Genomic DNA, 20,362 nt, shown 5'->3' on the forward strand with positions numbered 1-20,362 from the left:
AACTATAAATGAATTTTCACGAATAAACAATAGTATATGTCAACTGTAGATATCGATATACATAGTACTACAGATGCTCATGATCACCACGACGATCATCATCATACTGAAAACTTCTTTACTAAGTACGTTTTTTCATTAGATCATAAAACAATTGCTAGACAATACCTGATTACAGGTTTGATCTGGGCATTTATTGGAGGCTCACTTTCAGGTATATTCAGGTTGCAACTTGGATTTCCTGATGCAGATTTAAGCTTTCTAAAACCTATATTAGGAGACTGGATAGATGCAAGTGGTAAAATGGATACAGAGTTTTACCTAGCTGCTGTAACTATGCACGGTACAATTATGGTATTCTTTGTACTTACTGCTGGTTTAAGTGGTACATTCAGTAACTTCCTTATACCATTACAAATTGGTGCCCGTGATATGGCATCAGGCTTTATGAATATGTTATCATACTGGTTCTTCTTCTTAGCTAGTGTGATCATGTTAATTTCCTTGTTCCTCGAAACTGGTCCTGCTAGTGGGGGATGGGTAGTTTATCCACCTCTGAGTGCATTACCTCAAGCAATGTCAGGCTCCGGCACCGGTATGACGATGTGGCTAGTGAGTATGACATTCTTTATCGTTTCTCAGCTTTTAGGTGGTATTAACTATATTGCTACTGTTATTAACTTGCGTACAGATGGTATGTCATTTGCAAAAATGCCATTAACTATTTGGGCATTCTTCTTAACTGCTGTTCTTGGGTTACTTTCTTTCCCAGTTCTTTTATCTGCAGCATTGTTATTAGTATTTGATAGAAGTTTTGGAACAAGTTTCTACTTATCAGAAATATATATAGGTGGTGAGGCATTGCCAAATGTTGGTGGTAGCCCAATTTTATACCAACACCTTTTCTGGTTCTTAGGTCACCCTGAGGTATATATAGTATTGTTACCTGCATTAGGTATTACTTCAGAAATTGTTGCAACTAATTCAAGAAAACCAATCTTCGGTTATAGAGCGATGATCGGTTCAATGTTAGGTATTGCATTCCTTTCATTTATAGTTTGGGCGCACCACATGTTTGTTTCGGGCTTAAATCCGTTCCTAGGTTCGGTATTTATGTTCTTAACCTTGATTATTGCAATTCCTTCAGCAGTAAAAGCATTTAACTATATCACTACTCTTTGGAGGGGTAATATCATATTTACACCAGCAATGTTATTCTCAATTGGTTTGGTATCATTGTTTATTTCTGGTGGTGTAACTGGTATTGTACTTGGTAATGCTGCAGTTGATATCCAACTACACGATACTTACTTTGTTGTTGCTCACTTCCACCTTGTAATGGGTAGTGCATCATTCTTTGGTATGATGGCGGGTACTTACCATTGGTTCCCTAAAATGTTTGGTAGAATGTTGAATGAGAAGTTGGGTTATGTACACTTCTGGGCAACATTTATTGGTGTATATCTTGTGTTTTTCCCAATGCACTTTATTGGTATCGCAGGATTCCCAAGAAGATATTACTCTTTCACCAATTTCGATGCATTCTCGACATTTACAGACTTAAATGCATTTATCAGTATTGCTGCTATTATTACTCTAACGGCACAGCTAATATTTGCCTTTAACTTCTTCTACAGCATATTTAAAGGTAAGCTGGCTAGCGCTAACCCTTGGAATGGAACAACTCTTGAGTGGACTACTCCAAGATTACCAGGTCACGGTAACTGGCCGGGAGCTATTCCTAAAGTTTACAGATGGCCTTATGATTACAGTAAGCCAGGTGCTAAAGAAGATTTTATTCCTCAAAACGTGCCTTTCTCAGAAACGCCAGAATCTAACTTAGAAATGGAAAAAGAACTTGCTAAGTTAGAGAAGGGTGGAGAAGCAGATAAAGTTGACTAAAAAATAAATTTATAATCCTTACTCTGTAAAGAGTAAGGATTTCTTTAATTTAACTATTTAAATTATTATTACTATGGAAGGTGTTACTCTACTTGGTTTTATGGCCTTTGTATTTATGGTTCCACCATTGATGATTGCACTAATAGTAGCAATTACAACGGCTAAGAAATAATAAGAGAAGAACTTATAAACAAAAAGAGGAAGTGATTATTTAATCACTTCCTCTTTTTATATTATCTAATTTTCAATCAGTAATTAAAATTTTATATTAAGTGCAGATCTGTAATTACCTGTTAAATCATCACCTATTATATCTAGTTTCACTATTCCTGAACCATAAACGGTAAAGTGCTTCTTTCTCCAACCACCATCTTTTTTCTCTAGAAATAATGTAAGATCAACTGTTTCGCCATTTGGAGTAAAAACTTCGCCTTCCATTAATTTAACATTGCCATCGTCTTCTTTAAGTCTTTTAGTAACTCTAAACTTAGGACTTTCACCTCTTTTGTTATGCATATGTTGTATGTCTTTATAAGTCACACTGTTTTTATTAGTCATATAATATGCAAGAGCGTGATAGTTTCCTGTAAAACGGCAATCTCCCATATTCATCGCAATTTCTCCTGAACCATTTCTGTGATAATACTTTTTCATCCAGTGGCCATTATATTGTTGAAGAAAAACGAGAACTTCTACTTGGGCATTATTAACAGCGCCTTTTACTAATCCCTTTTTTAAAAAAAGTCCTTTATAGTTGCATACTTCTGGTTTTTCAGTAAGAACCCTTACTTTTAAATTATCATAACCATCATCGGGAGTATGCGACGATAAAAAGATGAATGTGAATATCAATAAGATAACTGAACCTAATGTTTTCATTATTATTTAGTCTTTGAATTTTCACTATGAAAACGCAGCTATCTTCTCCTTCTTTTAATCTCTTTACAGCTATTTGCTATATAAAATATTAATTCATGTTAATAAAAGCACATTAGTAATTAACTAATAGCAAATGCCTTCATGTTTTTTTCGCTTGGTAAATGAAGCCCACATTCAGTTTTTGTAGATGATTTCCATCTTCCACTTCTTCCTTTACCTTTAGCAGTACAATGGAAACAGCCCACAGACTCGTACCCTTTATGGAATAGGGGATTAGTAGGTAGATCGTTCTTTTTTAAATAAGATTTTACTTCTTCAAGTTCGATATCGATAATTGGGTGGAATTTTATTATGTCACCATTTCTTTCGAATATATCTTTATCTTTTCTGCTATGGCTCTGTTTGCCAATTAAACCTGAAATCCAGAAATCTTTACCTTTTTTAATCTCTTCGAATGGTAAAACCTTATTTACACTGCAGCATAAGTTTGGGTCCTTTTCCCAAGTTCTATTTTGAGATGTATACTGGTGATGATGAAAATCTGGCTTTATTGTTTTAATATTTAGTCCAAGCCTTAGTGATAAATCATCGGCATAATCTAGGGTTTCTTTAAAGAGATATCCGGTATTTATTAGATGGATTTCTTGCTTTCTATTGCTTTTGCTAATTAGATCTAGCAGATAAGCAGAGGTAGTTCCGAATGATGAACTAACTAAAATGTTTTTGTCTCCAAAATCTTTGTAAAACTTAGCTAGTCTTTCCAATGGCGACAAATTAGCATAGGATGCATTCAGTTCTTCGATATTAATTTCTGAGCTAATTGTTTTCATTTATTTATTAATAAAGCTTTTTAACTGATTGAATGTTGATTTTTGTTTTACCTATTAGGCTGTTCGTCTTATTGTTATTTTAATCTCGTCGAGAAATTCAGGGTGTAGTCTAACAACTTCACCTATTATAATTGTAGCAGGGGTACCAAGTCCTTTCTCTTTAACCACCTCGCAAATATTTTTTATAGTACCTACAGCTACTCTTTCAGATTCTAAAGAACCATTATTTATAATCGCAATTGGCATATCTGCTTTACCAAAGCTTTCAAAAATTCTTGTAATTTCGTTTAGCTTGCCCATTCCCATTAGTATTACCAATGTTGCTGAGCTTTCTAAAGCATAATGAATGTCACGAGTAAGCTTGCCCGCGCTGTTAGTCGCAGTTGTTACCCAAAAGCTTTGTGTAATATGTCTTTTTGTTAAAGGGATTTGCTGTAATGTAGCAAGTGATGTTGCACTAGAAATTCCTGGTACAATATCACAAGGAATTCCATAGCGCTCAACAAATGTTTTTTCTTCGTGTCCGCGACCGAAGATAAAAGGATCACCACCTTTTAGTCTAACAACATGACCATGAGAAAAAGCATATTGAATAATTAGTTCATTAATTTCATCTTGTGAATAATGATGCTTTCCGGCTCTTTTTCCAACAAAAACTTTTAGTGCTTCTTCTGGTGCATAATCCAATAATTCTGGGCTAACCAAAGCATCGTAAAGAACAACATCCGCTTTCTTAAGCGTATTTATCCCCTTTACAGTAAAAAGCTCTGGATCACCTGGACCAGCACCAACAAGACTTAATTTAGCATTTATATTCATTGAGAAATTAATGTTTTAATTATGCTTTATAATAAGATCCAACAACTTGTTTTTCATTAGAATCCTTAGCTAACTGATTCGCTCTGTAAGCTTTAATCGTGTTAAAAAATTCTTTACCAAGTGATAGATATTTTTCAGCAAATTCTTTAGTTGGTTCATTTTGCTTTAATTGAAGCACAAAGTCTTCAAAATTTCCTTCTACAGGAAGGGCAACTTTACCAGTGCTTACATAATGTGTATCAAAATCTTTCATGATACTTATTTGTGTGTTGCACTTGTGATCATCACTAAGTAGCAATGCTTTTGCAGAAATTACCATTAAATTGTAATTGTGATAAATTGCATCTGCATATTGCTCTTGAGCAAAGCTTTCATTTGCAAGTAAGATTTTTTCTTCTGCTTCTTGAATAATTGAGCCGATCATATCGAAAATTACACCAGCACATTCACCTACTCCAACAGCTAATTCGAAGTTCTCAACACTTCCCCAATCGCTGTATTCTGCTTCTTGTAATGTTTTAAGATCTGCAAGGCTTTTCAATTCATCATAGAAATATCTTCTTCCTTGTCTTCTCACATATTCATTGAAATATTCACCCTCTTCGCTGTTTTCGAAGTAGTTGTTAAGAACAATTCTTAATGCTTCAGGAATTCTTTTAGTAGGAAGTTTGATGATTTTTTCTGCAACAAAACCAACACCTTCAGTATTTACTCCACCACCTAAAACAATCTGCATTGCTGGAATTACATGAGCACCATTTTTAATAGAGCTACCATGAAAACCAATACTTGCCGCCATATGCTGGCCACAAGAGTTCATACAACCACTAATTTTAATAGTGATGGTAGTATCTCTTACTAATTCAGGAAATTCATCTCTTACAACTTTTTCTAATTCAGTAGAAAGCGCAGTACTGTTAGATACACCCAAGTTACAAGTATCAGTTCCTGGGCAAGCAGTTATATCAGCAATAGAGTTATAACCACTATAGTGTAAGTCTAAATTGTATAATTCATTAAAGATGATTGTTAATGCATCTTGTTTTACGAATTTTAATAGAAGATTCTGGTTTACAGTTACTCTAATATCATCTGCAGCGTATTTTCTTACTAAATCAGCAAGTTTTCTAGAAGTGTCAGAAGAGATATTACCAAGAGGGCATACTAGATATACTCCGTAGAATCCTTTTTGCTTTTGTTCGAATACGTTTGTAGCTAACCACTCATTATAAGCTTCTTGATTTATTGGAGCTACAGTTTCTTTTATTTCGTATTGAGGTAAAGCAGGTATTTCAGAATCATTTACTACTAGTTTTTCTCTTGGAGCTTTTACTGCTTTAGTTTCTTCTTTAACTAGTTGAGCTAGCGTATCAATTCCTATTTTCTTAGCTAAGAATTTCATACGAGCTTTATTTCTACTAGCTCTTTCGCCATGCCTATCAAAAACTCTTACTAAAGCTTCTGCAAATGGTAGTAATTCTTCTTCTGGTAAAAATTCATGTACTGTATGAGCTACCATAGATAGTGCACCTAAACCACCAGCTATTACTACTTTAAATCCTTTTACAGTTTCACCATCAATAGTTTTTATTCTTGGAATTACACCAAGGTCGTGGAAATAAGTAAATGCTGAATCATCATCACTAGAAGAAAAAGCTATTTTAAACTTACGACCCATCTCCTGGCAGATAGGGTTTCTCAAGAAGAATTCAAATAATTGATGAGCGTAAGGAGAAACGTCGAATGCCTCGTTAGGATCGATACCAGCTGCTGCCGAACCAGTAATATTTCTTACAGTATTACCGCAAGCTTCTCTTAGCGTAATGTCTTCTTGCTCTAAATCTGCCCACAATGCTGGTGAATCGTTAACCTTTACATAGTGCAGCTGAATGTCTTGGCGAGTTGTTAAGTGTAAATTACCATTTGTATATTTATCGGATACAAATGCAATTTGCTCTAATTGCTTAGTAGTAACCTTACCATAAGGTATTTTGATTCTGATCATCTGTACACCAGGCTGTCTCTGACCATAAACCCCTCTGGTAAGTCTAAAGAGCTTGAATTTATCATCAGGAATATTACCTTTTTCGTACTCTTTAATTTTTATACCTAACTCTTCAATATCTTTTTGAGCAGCTTTACTAATAGTTAAATTTGATTCAGAATTCATTTCAAATTGATGGTTTATGATGGTAAAAAAAAGCCTTCGAAACTTTAGGTGTTAAGAAGGCTTTAATCAATTATTTAAATTACGCACAACTAATTTGACACCTCATGGAGATAAATTACAACAACAGCAAGTCATCATCATCATATAAATCATTGTAAATTTTTTCATGGCACATAAAAAAAAGCCTTTCCATTGGGAAAGGCTTTCGTTAAGTTTTTTTTATATCGTTATAACACTTTAAAATCCATATAAAAAAGACATACCCCTCCCGACATAGAAGAAGCACATACAACAGCTGTGGTGTGCGCCTGGACGGAGTGATATAGGATTGTTAAGTGTATTCATGCTTTCAATTTTTTTACAATACTAAAGGGTATTTTACAACTTGTCAAGCTTATGGGCTATATTTTTTTGAAATTAATAGTATTGTTATAATCTCATTAGTTATTCTGTAAACTAGATTATATTGACCTTAGTTCACATTAAAGAATTTATTTATCAATAATTTTTCTGTAGCAGTGAAAAACAGCTGCTTAAGCCTTTCTTCGTGCTATTTCCTTTTTTAATAAATTATACTCTCTACTACTTTGTCCAGATATGGCTGTGTTCTCTTCTGCTCGTCTAAATAAGTAGGGGAGTACAGCTTCAACGGGTCCATAAGGAACATACTTGGCAACATTAAACCCTGCATTGCTCAAGTTAAAGGAGATATGATCACTCATACCAAATAGCTGAGCAAAGAAAATATCTTTGTTAGCTGGGTTTTGGCCAAACTTTTCAATTAACTCTATTAAGTAATAGCTGCTAGTCTCATTATGAGTTCCGCAGCAAAAAGCAATTTGACCAACATGCTCCATGCAGTATAATATCGCATAGTTAAAATCTTCGTCTGTAGCTGCTTTATTTGGTTGTATCGGATCTTCGTAACCCATTTTTTGCGCTCTTTCTCTTTCTTTTTCCATGTATGCACCTCTCACCAGTTTCGCCCCTAGTTTATATCCTTTAGACAGCGCTCTTTGGTTTGCGTCTTTTAATTTGGCAAGCTTGTTTTTACAATATAGTTGATAGGTATTATAAACAATGGCATTTTCCTGATTATACATTTCCATCATCTTGTAAACAATCTCATCCAAAGGATCTTGAAACCAAGTTTCTTCTGCATCAATAAAAATTCTCACATTATTGTTAAAAGCAGTTTGGCAAATGTTTTTAAACCTATTGTACATGCGATCATAAGCTGCTTGTTCTTCGCTATTAAGAGCTTTGTTAATGTGTAACTTTTCGAGGACTTTGTTTGGCCCAAGACCAGTTGGCTTAAATACACAAAAAGGAATTTCTTTTGAGTCTTTAGCATTTAGAATATTCTCAATAGTTTCTTTTTCTGTAGTATCAAATCCTTTTTCTGTAGTAGCTCCTTCTACCGCATAGTCTAGAATTGTTCCCACGCCGGCATTTGCCAGATTACGCATAGTACTGTTACAGTCTACTATGTTTTCTCCACCACAAAATTGATTGAAGAGTGTTTTTTTGATGAGTTTCTTTACAGGCAGATGAATATTTAAGCTAAAAGTTATTAGAGAGGTGCCTAGCTTTACCAATGCTGGTTTATTCATCATAGAAAAAAGGAAAAAGGTTTTCCTTAAGGCCAAATTGTTTTTATGGGCAAAAGCAATACTTGTATCGTCAAAATTTGTTTTTGAAATTGATTTCAATGTTTCTCCTCCGTTTTCCATATTTATTATTCATAATATTGTAGTTCATGGTTCAAATATAAATCGTGATGCAGAATAAATATTTATATCGTGGTTAATATTATTTTATAGTTAGTCGCCGGTTTAAAATTACCACGAAACTGCTCTTTAAAGCTTTGTGTAGATGAAATCTTAAAAAAACTGTTTAAGCTAAATTGAATGTGTTTTTGAGATAAAGTTTTTCCATCTTAAGTTGATATCTATTCTGTTTTATCTTCTAATTCCCAGAAATTAATATAATCATTTTAATGAGCTAAATTTTCTATTTTACATTAATGGTTTGCTTCCATATCTTTGTGTTAAATTAAAAAGTAAAGAAATTGAATTATAACACAGAAGAAATAAACCAGCTTATAAAAAACAGACGATCTGTATTCCCTAAGCAATATACCGGAAATAAAGTTGACGATGATATTGTTAAGCAAATTCTAGAAAATGCGAACTGGGCTCCAACACATGGTAAAACTGAACCTTGGAGATTTTTTGTGTTTACTGGAGATGGTCTTAAGTCGTTTTCTAAATTCCAGTCTGACTTATATGCAGAAAAAACAAAAGCAGCAGGTACTTTTGATGAAAACAAATTTCAAAAGTTACTAACTCATCCTTTAAGCGCATCTCACATTGTAGCGATCGTTATGAGGAGACAGGAAACTGAACGTATTCCTGAAATTGAAGAAGTTGAGGCTGTAGCTTGTGCTGTACAAAATATGTATTTAACAGCAACGGCTTATGGTTTAGGAGCTTACTGGGCAAGTGGGGGAGTAACTTACTGGGAAGAAGCCAAAGAGTTTTTTGGTTTAGGGGACAAAGACAAATTACTTGGTTTCTTTTATATAGGTGAAAAAGCAATTGAAGTTCCTGAAGGTGTGAGAGGGCCAGTTGAAAACAAAACTACTTGGATTACAGAATAGTAATACTTCTGAGGTATTAAATACTTTTATTTATGTATAAATTTACCTTATCCCTTTAGTAGCACTTTATTGAACTTTTGATCTTTAAATACAAGTTAGATATTTGTCTAAAATAATTGACGGAATTAATAATTTTAAAATATACATATTCGATTAATTTAAATTTATAATAATGGGAAAAGCGATTGAAATAACAGATAACAACTTTGAAGAAGTTGTATTAAATTCAGACTCACCTGTATTGGTAGACTTTTGGGCAACTTGGTGTGGACCTTGTTTAATGATGGCTCCAGTAGTTGAGGAATTAGCTGGTGATTTTGATGGCAAAGCAGTTATTGGTAAACTAGATGTAGATGCTAACCCAAACATTGCTGCTAAATTTGGTATCAGAAGCATCCCTACAATGATGGTTTTTAAAGGTGGAGAAGTTGTAGACAAAGTAGTTGGAGCTTCATCAAAAGCTGATTTACAAAATAGAATTGAATCTCAATTGGTATAAATACATAAATTATATCAACAAAAAAGGAGCTCGTTTTGAGCTCCTTTTTTTATTATCTTTAAGTATGTTTGATTAATTATCCGAATAAGTTTCTGAGTTGACCTTTACCACTCATCTTATTTACTTTCTTAATCATCTTTTTCATTTCTTCGTATTGCTTTAACAGGTTATTTACCTGCTGTACAGAAGTTCCGCTACCATTTGCAATCCTCTTCTTTCTTTTTGCATCAATAATAGTAGGGCTTTCTCTCTCTTTTGGAGTCATAGAGAAAATAATTGCTTCTATAGGTTTAAAAGAATCGTCGTCAATATCAGCATCTTTAACCATTTTACCCATACCCGGTATCATACCCATTAGGTCTTTTAGGTTACCCATTTTTTTGATTTGCTGTATTTGAGACAACATATCATTTAGGTCGAACTGATTCTTTCTTAATTTCTTATTTAATCTCTTAGCTTCCTGCTCGTCAAAAACTTCTTGAGCTTTTTCAACAAGTGAAACCACATCACCCATACCCAAAATTCTGTTTGCCATCCTTTCTGGGTAGAAGGTATCTATTGTATCTGCTTTTTCACCAGTACTAATAAATTTGATTGGCTTAGAAACTACCGATCTAATTGAAAGTGCTGCACCACCACGAGTATCACCATCAAGCTTTGTTAAAACTACTCCATCAAAATCGAGCTTCTCATTGAAGGCTTGTGCTGTATTTACAGCATCCTGTCCTGTCATTGAGTCAACAACGAAAAGGGTTTCTTGTGGATTAAGCGCTGCTTTTACCTTGGTAATTTCCTCCATCATTTGCTCATCAACAGCCAAACGACCAGCGGTATCGACAATCACAATGTTTTTACCATTGGCTTTAGCATGCTTTAATGCATTCTGAGCAATTTCAACTGCATTCTTATTTTCAGGCTCTGCATAAACTTCAACACCGATTTGCTCACCAAGAGTTTTTAGCTGATCTATCGCAGCAGGACGGTAAATATCACAGGCAGCCATTAAAACCTGATTGCCTTGCTTTTTAAGTAAATTTGAAATTTTAGAAGTAAAGGTAGTTTTACCAGAACCTTGCAGACCCGCAATAAGTACAACCCCCGGATTTCCTTTCGGATTAAAAGGAGCCGCAGAACCTCCCATTAACTCACAAAGCTTGTCATTTACAATTTTGATAAGTAATTGACCAGGAGAAACAGCAGTAAGTACTTTTTGTCCAAGCGCTTCTTCTTTTATTTCGTTAGTAATATCTTTTGCGATACGATAATTAACGTCTGCTTCTAATAAGGCTCTTCTTATTTCTTTAACAGTGTTGGCTACGTTGATCTCAGTAATCCTTCCCTGTCCCTTTAACGTTTTCATCGCCTGATCGAGGCGATTGCTCAAATTTTCAAACATATCAGCTATGGTTCTATATTAATCTTAAAGATTTGTGCAAAACTACCATTTATTCACAATAATATCAATCAATGTGATAAACAGGAGTTTACATTCACTTTAAAAAAATGAAAGTGGCTCAATCTTGCTTTTATAAAGTTTATATTTGCGGCCTTTTATAACCAATTTACTATACATTCATGCAGTATTTTAAATTTTTCACAGGTGGAGTAATTTTTACTGTCTTATTCATTGTCTTTATGGCTTTTGTGATTTTTCCTGGAGATTACCATATAAGCCAAAGTATAGAGATTACTGCACCTCAAGCTAAAGTGTATAATACTATTGCAGATTTAAGTACTTGGAATAAATGGGTGTATAGCAAAGAAGAATTAAAAGATGCTAAATACAGTGTTTCTGATCAAAAAACAGGAGAAGGTGGTTATGTACTAATTGTATATGCTGAGAATTATGAGTTAAAAATGATAACAGTGCAAGCAACACCTTATAAAGAGATCAAACTAACTGCTTTGGTTAATAAAGGCGAGCAAGAATCTAATATTGAGTTTAATGTTGAGAGCATAGATAACTCACATACTAAAGTAACTTGGCAACAATCGGGTTCTTTTGGTTGGAGTATTGTAAACAGATTAACCGCTGGTTTACTGGATTTTAAAGGTAAAACTGAGGAGGTTTATAAAGATAAATTGACATTACTCAAAAATATCTGCGAAGATTAAGAAATAATGTATCTATATTAAATACATACCTTGTCAACTGATGCCTAGTTTCCTATTTTTGTAAATATAAATTTACAAATAATTAATATGGATTTTTTAAGAGGACTACTGGGCTTACTAGTTCTGTTGGGTATTGCCTGGGTTTTTTCTTCAAACAGAAAAAAAATTAACTGGAAACTAGTAGGTGTAGGAGTCGTCCTTCAAATTGTTTTTGGTTTCCTTATATCTAAGGTTCCATTAATAAAAACCATCTTTCTCGCTGTGAGTGAAGTTTTTGTGAAGTTCCTTGGTTATGCAGGAGATGGAGCAGCATTCCTCTTTGGTAATTTGGTAGATGTATCTTCTTTTGGTTTTATTTTCGCATTTCAGGTATTACCAACCGTAATTTTCTTTTCTACTGTAACTGCTGGTCTTTATTATTTAGGAGTTTTGCAAAAAATAGTTTTTGCAATTGCTTGGGTAATGGCCAGAACCATGAAACTATCTGGCGCCGAGAGTTTATCTGTAGCAGGTAATATTTTTCTAGGGCAAACAGAAGCGCCACTTCTAGTAAAACCATTCATCATGAACATGACTCGCTCAGAGTTAATGACTTTGATGACCGGTGGTATGGCTACCATTGCCGGAGGTGTATTGGCAGGTTATGTTACATTTCTAGGTGGAGACGATCCTGTCGAACAAGTAAAATATGCATCTTACTTATTGAGTGCTTCTATTATGAATGCACCGGCTGCCGTGGTAATTTCTAAAATATTGATTCCGGAAACTCAGCACGACGAGATAGATTCTAGTTTAAAAGTGAATACTGAAAAACTAGGTGTTAATTTGGTGGATGCACTCTCAAATGGAGCTGCAGACGGTTTAAAACTTGCCTTAAACATTGGAGGCATGCTACTGGCATTTATTGCAATTATTTATGCTATTAATGGCTTTTTGGTAGGGTTTGTAGGAGATATTACTGGTTTAAACGTATGGATTCAGCAATCTACTGACGGCCAATTTTCTGGTTTGTCTTTAGAGTATATTTTGGGTCAAGTGTTTAGGGTGTTGGCTTTTGTAATGGGTATCGATTGGTCTGAGTCTTTACAGATAGGTAGCCTATTAGGTCAAAAAACAGTAATTAACGAGTTTATTGCTTACAGTAGCTTAGCTGAAATGAAAGCCGCAAACGAACTTTCTGCGAAATCTATAGTAATTGCGACTTATGCTTTGTGCGGGTTCTCTAATTTTAGCTCAATTGCTATCCAAATTGGTGGAATTGGAGGGATGGCACCAAATAAACAAGGGGAATTGTCGAAGTTGGGTTTTAAAGCATTATTAGCAGCATCTATTGCATGTATGATGACAGCCACTGTAGCTGGTATGATGTCATTTACTTAGAATTATATTCTACAGATCAAATTTTATTTAATAATTCGATTTAGTGAGGCAAATAGCTTATTTTTTGATAAAAAAGCTTATTTGCCTCTTTTTTTATGCCTAAAACTTACATCTAACATCATTGTTTTAGAAAATGGTTAGTAATCTACCCTTATTATTTAAAAAGTATTCAAAAGCTGTGTATATAGATTAAATTTTTAACCAATAATCAAAAAAAATATTATTCTGTTAATTCTTTCCTTTGTAAAAGATATTTGGAATACTTTTACAAGTCTGTTTAGAAAATTACCTTACATGAGTGATTTTTTGTGATTTTTTTAATTTTCAAGAAGGTACTGATATTGATAGAAAAATTTCAATAATTTGTATAAATCGTTATGATTGTGCTATATTTATAATGTTTTTAATACAAAGACTATCAAAAAACGCAACATATACTGACCTTTTCAAGCCTTTATAAACACACATTAAAAGAATTAAAAAGTACTAAATAATTATAATCTGATTTAATCAGATCAATTAACATTTTACCCCTAATCTATTTTTAATTCTAAACAGTACAGTATGAATCACAATTTACGGTTTATTACCGTATTGCTGCTATCTATTTTATGTAGCTTTACGGTTTATGCACAAGACAAAACTGTAACAGGTAAGGTTATCTCAGGAACAGATCAAATGCCTCTCCCCGGTGTTTCTGTTCTTGTAAAAGGAACATCATCAGGAACAGTAACAAACATTGATGGTGAGTATACGATAACCGTTCCCGAAGCTTCAAACATTTTAGTCTACTCTTACATCGGCTTTAAATCAGTTGAAATGGAAATAGGAGATCAATCAGCAATTGATCTTACTATGGACGAAGACGCACAGCAACTAAGTGAAGTTGTAGTAACTGCTTTTGGTATTGAAAGAGAGAAAAAAGCTTTAGGTTATGCTGTTCAAGGTGTGGATGCGAAAGCAATTCAAAATGCACCATCTCCAAACGTAGTAAACTCGCTTTCTGGTAGAGTTTCTGGTATGCAAGTTACAAGTGCTGGTACACCCGGTGGTAGCCCAGAGTTTGTAATTAGAGGTTTTTCATCAGTTGCTGGTAATAACCAACCACTAATTGTAATTGATGGTGTGCCGATGCAGCAAACATCAAATGCTACATCTGGTGAGCGTTCAGACAACCAACAATATGGTGGTGGTCTTTCTGAAATTGACCCAAATAACATTGCAGATATAAGTGTTCTTAAAGGACCTAACGCTGCTGCACTTTATGGTTCTAGAGCTGCTAATGGTGTAATTCTTATTAAAACTAAAAATGGATCAGGTACAAAAGGTATTGGTGTAGAAATTAACTCTACAACTACTTTCGAAAGACCTGCTGTTAAACCTAATTTCCAAAATACATATGGTGGTGGTAATGGCTACCGTACTTGGTATGCTGATGGATTTAGTGGTACTGTAGATGGTTTCAAAGGTACTGCTGGTACAGATGAGAGCTGGGGTTCTCCAATGGACGGCAGAGAAGTAAGACAATGGTGGACTGGTACAGAAACTGCTCCTCTAGTTCCTAATCCAGATAACTGGGAAGAGTACTGGGAGACTGGTCATACTTTTAACAATAGTATTGCAATCTCAGGTGCTAACGATAAAGGTTCTTTCCGTCTTTCTATGGGTAGATTAGATCAGAAAGGTATTATGTACAACAATGGTTACTGGAAAAATAACTTCAGATTAAATGCATCTCAAAAATTCACAGACAAACTTACCATTAATGCAATGGCTGAGTATATCAAGTCTGGTTCAGATAACCGTGGTTATTTAAGTTCTTCTAACTTTATCTGGCATCACCGTCATGTTTCTTGGGATCAGTTAAAAGATTATGAAGCATACGAAGATGTACATATCTCTCCTGATGGCGATACAGAGCCACCAAACTGGCAGCATACTTATTTTACTAACCCATTCTTTTCAGAAGATGTATTAACTAACTCAAACGAAAAGGATAGAATTTTAGGTAACATCTCTCTTAACTACGAGTTTACAGATTGGTTAAGCTTAATGGTAAGAACTGGTACTGATGTTTGGTCTGATACTAGAATTAATGTAACTGGTTATGAGAGAATTAAGGCTGGAAACTATGCTGCAGGTAGCTATAACGAAGAAGTTTTAAGACGCCAAGAAACTAACTCAGATTTCATCTTTACAATTAATAAAGATATATCTAATACATTCTCTTTTAATGCTCAGTTAGGAGGTATTAACCGTACAAACTACTACAAAAGAAATTATACGAATGTAAGTCAGCTAACTATTGATGGTGTTTATACTACGTCAAACAATGCTAGTGCAAACACAGATCAAAGTAGTTATGAAGAATCAGAAGTAAACAGTGTATTTGGTGCTGCACAATTCGGCTTCAAGAACATGTTATTCCTAGATATTACTGGTAGAAATGACTGGTCTTCTACACTTCCAAAAGAAAATAACTCATTCTTCTATCCTTCAGTTTCTGTTAGTGCTGTAGTTTCAGATATGATTCCTGCTCTTTCAGGTGGTGTATTATCATTTGCTAAACTAAGAGCTAGCTGGGCAGAAGTGGGTAACGATGCAGACCCTTACATGCTACAACAAACATTCTCTTCTGACGGATTATGGGATGGAAGTATTCCAAAATATGCTGAAAGCAATGAGATTGCAAACTCTACTTTGAAGCCTGAAAAAACAACAGGTCTTGAGTTCGGTGCTGATTTGAGATTCTTAAATGGTAGAATCGGATTAGACGTAACTTACTACGATCAGTCTACTCAAGATCAAATTCTTGCAGTTGATATCTCAAGAGCTAGTGGTTACGAAACTAGAGTATTAAACGCTGGTGAGATCACTAACAAAGGTGTTGAAGCTATGATAAACGCTACAATACTTGAGTCTGCAGGTGGATTTAGCTGGAATATGGGCTTAAACTTCTCTAAAAATAAGAACGAAGTAGTAGAATTGGCTGATGGTCTTACTTCATTAACTCTTTGGTCAATAAGAGGTGCTTCACTAGAAGCTAGAGTAGGTGAGGCTTATGGTTCTCTATACGGTAACAAATTTGCAAGAACTGAAGACGGTCAATTAATCTTTGATGATGGATTACCATATAACATCGACGGTCAGCACGTAATTGGTAATATTATTCCAGATTGGATTGGTGGTGTATCTAATACATTCACATATAAAGGAATTACTTTAAGTGCACTTATCGATATCAAGAAAGGTGGTGACATCTACGATATGGGTACTAGTATCGCAAGAATTACTGGTGTACTTAACGAGACTTCTGTAGGTCGCGAAGAAGGTGTAATTGGTGTTGGTGTTAAAAACATTGGTACTGATGAAAACCCTGAGTATGTTGAAAACGATGTAATTGCTTCTGCTACTACTTTCTATGGTAGATACAGTGGTCGTCAGTATCACGAAGCTGCAGTAATGGATGGAAGTTACATAAAACTTAGAGAGGTATCTGTAGGATATCAAATTCCTGCAAGCTTACTTTCTAATATATTCTTACAATCTGCAAGAATCTCTGTAATAGGAAGAAACCTAGCAATTTTCCATAAAAACATTGAACACGTTGATCCAGAATTAAGTAGCTCAAGTCTTGGCTATAACTATGGTCAACTTCCAAGTTCAAGAAGTATTGGATTCAACTTAAATGTGAAATTCTAAACTTGATTTGAATGCACGGCGAATATTCTTCGCTGTGCTTACCTCCTAATCATTTCAACAAAAAGAAATTGCTTTTATGAAACATTTGAATAAATTATATACATATATTACTGTATTTGCACTTGTAGTATTTAGTGCTTGTACTGATGGGTTTGAGGAAATGAACGAAAACCCAAATGAACCAACAGAAGTAAGCCCACAATATATTCTTACCTTCGCTCTTGAGTCTACCATCAATAACTATTGGGGAAATAAAACTCGTAACCAACGTCTTAACTTCGACCACGCAATGTCTTGGGTTGGTTATTTAACAAGAAATATTTACGAGTCTGAAGGTGACAACTACAATGTACAACCTTCTGTAAACATATCTAACTGGGAAGTTTTCTATACCGATGGTTTGATCAACTTTGAGAAAATTGTTGAGTTTTCTGATGAAAATTCTGACGATCCAAATACAAATTACGAAGGTATTGGTATTGGTATGAAAGCTTGGACATACTCTTTAATGACAGACGTTTGGGGTGCAATACCTTACTCTCAAGGTCTTTCTGGTACAGCTGAAGAACCTATTTACTCTCCAGCGTACGATACTCAAGAAGCTATTTATGCAAGTATTATTGCTGACCTTGACTTAGCAAACAGCAAACTGAATGTAAATGGCCCATCAGTTAGTGGTGATATCCTATTCAATGGCGATATCTTATTATGGAAAAAATTCATTAACTCAACTCGTTTCAAGTTATTGAACAGACAAGCGCACATAGTTTCTTCATCAGGTGCTGAGATGCAAGCAATGTTGGATGATCCAACAACGTACCCAATGATTGAAAGTACGGATGATATTGCTCAATTAAACTATGGTGGTCTAGCTAGTAACAACCCATGGAACGATATTTTAATCCAACAAAGTAGAACTGACTGGAACATTAGTGAAGCGTTAGTTGATGCTATGTTAGAATTAGACGATCCAAGATTAGAAGTATATGCAACACCAGGTGGTCTTTCAGAAGGTGTTTATTCTGGACACCCTAACGGTTTACCAGGTGAAATTGCAACATTATACCTTGGATACAGTGCTACTATCAACCAAGATAACTTTGCGCAAACAAACTCTCCAGCAGTGTTGATGACTTACGCAGAGTTATTATTTATTAAAGCTGAAGCTGCATTAGACGGCGATATCTCTGGCGACCCACAAGAATTCTACGAAGCAGGTATAGAAGCTTCTTTCGATCAGTATGGATTAACTGTTCCTGCTGATTATGCTTCTGGCACTGCTGACAAAGAAAGCATCATGACTCAAAAATGGCTTGCATTGTTTGGCCAAGGAATCGAAGCCTGGACAGAACTTAGAAGAACTGGTTATCCTGAATTACCAGATCACGATCCAAGAGCGATTTTCATGAACGATGGTGTTTTACCAACTCGTATTGTTTATCCATCTACCGAGTACTCTCTTAATGCATCTAATGTTGCGGCTGGAGCTTCTCTAATCGGTGGTGATAACATGAAAGCAGAACTTTGGTGGGTAGAATAAAACTAAATTGATAGGCAAATAATATTAAAATTTAATTAGAGATAACATGATAAGAATTGCTAAATACATATTAGTCTTGTTTACAGCTGGTTTGATATTCGCTTCTTGCGATGATGTTTCAGATATGGCGATTGATAGAGTTGCGTCTCCAGTATTAATTATTAATGGAAGTCCTGCGGAAGATGAAACAACTTTTGAAATTACTTCTGTTATTTACGAATTAGATAAGTCTGGTATTCTTGATCAAAATGTGGGTATAGATTCTATTCCACTACCAGGTTTAGTTATTACTGTTACTGCTGTAGGAAGCTCTAGAACTGTAATTGATGAGCTTACTACTGACTCAAACGGTGAAATAATTCTTACTAAACCAATAGGAGATTTAGACGATATCTCTTCTTTAGAATGGACTGGTGAATACAAAGATCAAAGCTTCACTAAAATTCAAAATTTATAAGATAACTCTTTTCAATAGAAAATTAGTTGATTTATTGATTAAATAGAAGAGCCCGGCTTATGTCGGGCTTTTTGATTTTAGGGCTTTTATGTTGAAGTCTAAAGAAATATCTTCGTACTATCTTTTCGACTAAAAAAAATACTGATAGCTCGAGAAAACTATCAGCATTTGATATTAAATTTTTCTACAAAGACTTAGCTCTTCATTTGTCCCATCGCCTCCATTAGTGCATTTACTACTTTCGCTGTTTGATCAGGGTCAGGAGTTGTATCCCAGTTTCCTCTTATAGCATTTCCGCCTAGTATTATTCCATCTTTTCGAGGTATTGCATAACCATTAGGTGTACTTATTCTGTAATTAAACTCAGGTTGTGGAATCAAAAATGACAATTGGCCTGATATGGGCATCATATTATCATCATTAAAAAGTGCTTTGGAGCCCAATCCTGTGCAGTTTACAATACACATTTCAGGTAATGCATCTACATCTTCTAGAGTTTTAAATTCTTTGATTACTACTTCACCACCATAACTTAAGAAATCGTTGAGCTGTTTTGCTAAGTAAGATGGTATATTAAATACCATGGTAGTTTGCTTGTTTGCATGCGCAAAATGAAATGGATGGTTTTCTGGACTTATAGTTTCACTTTCGGGTAATAGCCCCGGAATAAGTAATCGACTTGAGTGGCTTCCATGTCCACTTTCTACTTCATTGCTCATTTTATAGTGATCTAACCAAGTTACTATTTGGTTTAAACCTAATAATTGTTGAAAAGTGTTGAAGGAAAAGTTGCAGGCTTTTGTCCATTTTTCTTCAAACTCTGGGGTAATGTTTTCTTCTTCTATTACTCTAGAAGACGGTGACCAAGTACCAGTAGCTACACTAGAAGTTATATTTGGATGCAAGTCTTTTGCGTAAATGGTTACATCGCATCCTTTTTTCTGCAACAGTCGTGCAGTTGCTATACCAACAGTACCACAACCCATTACAGCCACTTTTTTTTCACCGGTTGCTACGGCCAAGTCAGATGCTAAATTTCCTGTTCCCCACGAAAGTGACCAGCCGCTTCCTCCATGACCGTAATTATGTACAATTGTTTTTTTATCTAGCATTTCTTTTTCCACCCTGAATCCGGTTTTTCTAAAAGGTCTTAAACCTACTGTTTCTCTAATAATTCTGTCTGGTGATACTTTGAGTTTAGGAAATAAAAATGCCTGTTGATTAAAATTGAAGTTACGATCTCCGTATTTCAAAGACTGCTTACTGCAAGAGGCCAAACCTCCGGCTGCTGCCAGCGAAATAATTCCGGCTGATCTCATAAATTTTCTTCTGGTGCTCATAGTTGATAATTAGGGGTTTTATAAAATTTGCAATGTAGGTATCGATTAGCTGAATGCTTATCAATTT

Annotated in this window: 15 protein-coding genes; 8 read left to right on the plus strand and 7 right to left on the minus strand. The window is 34.8% G+C overall.

What is annotated here, in order from left to right; genetic code table 11:
- The first annotated feature begins 36 nt into the window (after nucleotides 1-36).
- The gene (locus OQ292_RS14690; protein ID WP_284682895.1) at nucleotides 37-1,902 is read left to right on the plus strand and encodes a cytochrome c oxidase subunit I; all 1,866 of its coding nucleotides are present in this window, start codon (nucleotides 37-39) and stop codon (nucleotides 1,900-1,902) included.
- A gap of 255 nt (nucleotides 1,903-2,157) precedes the next feature.
- Here OQ292_RS14690 and OQ292_RS14695 read toward each other — a convergent pair whose 3' ends face one another.
- The 5 genes from OQ292_RS14695 to OQ292_RS14715 form a co-directional block, all read right to left on the minus strand.
- Entirely contained in the window at nucleotides 2,158-2,781 is a 624-nt protein-coding gene (locus OQ292_RS14695; protein ID WP_284682896.1) for a hypothetical protein, read from the minus strand.
- A 119-nt stretch (nucleotides 2,782-2,900) separates the two neighbouring features.
- Nucleotides 2,901-3,611, minus strand: a complete 711-nt coding sequence (locus OQ292_RS14700) for a phosphoadenylyl-sulfate reductase (RefSeq protein ID WP_284682897.1) — start codon at nucleotides 3,609-3,611, stop codon at nucleotides 2,901-2,903.
- A gap of 54 nt (nucleotides 3,612-3,665) precedes the next feature.
- The gene (gene cobA, locus OQ292_RS14705) at nucleotides 3,666-4,430 is read right to left on the minus strand and encodes a uroporphyrinogen-III C-methyltransferase (RefSeq protein WP_284682898.1); all 765 of its coding nucleotides are present in this window, start codon (nucleotides 4,428-4,430) and stop codon (nucleotides 3,666-3,668) included.
- A gap of 19 nt (nucleotides 4,431-4,449) precedes the next feature.
- The gene (locus tag OQ292_RS14710; protein ID WP_284682899.1) at nucleotides 4,450-6,600 is read right to left on the minus strand and encodes a nitrite reductase; all 2,151 of its coding nucleotides are present in this window, start codon (nucleotides 6,598-6,600) and stop codon (nucleotides 4,450-4,452) included.
- A gap of 533 nt (nucleotides 6,601-7,133) precedes the next feature.
- Nucleotides 7,134-8,333 (minus strand): proline dehydrogenase family protein, encoded by a 1,200-nt coding sequence (locus tag OQ292_RS14715; protein WP_284682900.1) that lies wholly within the window; start codon nucleotides 8,331-8,333, stop codon nucleotides 7,134-7,136.
- A 338-nt stretch (nucleotides 8,334-8,671) separates the two neighbouring features.
- Here OQ292_RS14715 and OQ292_RS14720 point away from each other — a divergent pair, with 338 nt between their 5' ends.
- Both OQ292_RS14720 and trxA read left to right on the plus strand, forming a co-directional pair.
- On the plus strand, nucleotides 8,672-9,262 hold the full coding sequence (locus OQ292_RS14720; protein ID WP_284682901.1) for a nitroreductase family protein: 591 nt from the start codon (nucleotides 8,672-8,674) through the stop codon (nucleotides 9,260-9,262).
- Between the two features lie 172 nt (nucleotides 9,263-9,434).
- Complete coding sequence (trxA, locus tag OQ292_RS14725; RefSeq protein WP_284682902.1) at nucleotides 9,435-9,761, plus strand: thioredoxin; 327 nt, start codon at nucleotides 9,435-9,437, stop codon at nucleotides 9,759-9,761.
- A 76-nt stretch (nucleotides 9,762-9,837) separates the two neighbouring features.
- Here trxA and ffh read toward each other — a convergent pair whose 3' ends face one another.
- Nucleotides 9,838-11,157, minus strand: a complete 1,320-nt coding sequence (gene ffh, locus OQ292_RS14730) for a signal recognition particle protein (protein ID WP_284682903.1) — start codon at nucleotides 11,155-11,157, stop codon at nucleotides 9,838-9,840.
- A gap of 179 nt (nucleotides 11,158-11,336) precedes the next feature.
- Between ffh and OQ292_RS14735 the strand changes: the two genes are divergently transcribed.
- From OQ292_RS14735 to OQ292_RS14755, 5 genes are all read left to right on the plus strand, one after another.
- Entirely contained in the window at nucleotides 11,337-11,876 is a 540-nt protein-coding gene (locus OQ292_RS14735; protein ID WP_284682904.1) for an SRPBCC family protein, read from the plus strand.
- Nucleotides 11,877-11,963: 87 nt separating this feature from the next.
- Nucleotides 11,964-13,256: a NupC/NupG family nucleoside CNT transporter gene (locus tag OQ292_RS14740; RefSeq protein ID WP_284682905.1), complete on the plus strand. Its 1,293-nt coding sequence runs from the start codon at nucleotides 11,964-11,966 to the stop codon at nucleotides 13,254-13,256.
- A gap of 564 nt (nucleotides 13,257-13,820) precedes the next feature.
- The gene (locus OQ292_RS14745) at nucleotides 13,821-16,958 is read left to right on the plus strand and encodes a SusC/RagA family TonB-linked outer membrane protein (protein WP_284682906.1); all 3,138 of its coding nucleotides are present in this window, start codon (nucleotides 13,821-13,823) and stop codon (nucleotides 16,956-16,958) included.
- A gap of 76 nt (nucleotides 16,959-17,034) precedes the next feature.
- Nucleotides 17,035-18,498 carry a SusD/RagB family nutrient-binding outer membrane lipoprotein gene (locus OQ292_RS14750; protein ID WP_284682907.1) on the plus strand — a complete coding sequence of 488 codons (1,464 nt, stop codon included), beginning with the start codon at nucleotides 17,035-17,037 and terminating at the stop codon, nucleotides 18,496-18,498.
- 46 nt (nucleotides 18,499-18,544) lie between these two features.
- Nucleotides 18,545-18,955, plus strand: a complete 411-nt coding sequence (locus OQ292_RS14755) for a hypothetical protein (protein WP_284682908.1) — start codon at nucleotides 18,545-18,547, stop codon at nucleotides 18,953-18,955.
- A 194-nt stretch (nucleotides 18,956-19,149) separates the two neighbouring features.
- Here OQ292_RS14755 and OQ292_RS14760 read toward each other — a convergent pair whose 3' ends face one another.
- Entirely contained in the window at nucleotides 19,150-20,295 is a 1,146-nt protein-coding gene (locus OQ292_RS14760; protein WP_284682909.1) for an FAD-dependent oxidoreductase, read from the minus strand.
- Between the last annotated feature and the right edge of the window lie 67 nt (nucleotides 20,296-20,362).

The sequence above is a fragment of the Chondrinema litorale genome, from assembly GCF_026250525.1.
Classification (GTDB): Bacteria; Bacteroidota; Bacteroidia; order Cytophagales; family Flammeovirgaceae; genus Chondrinema; species Chondrinema litorale.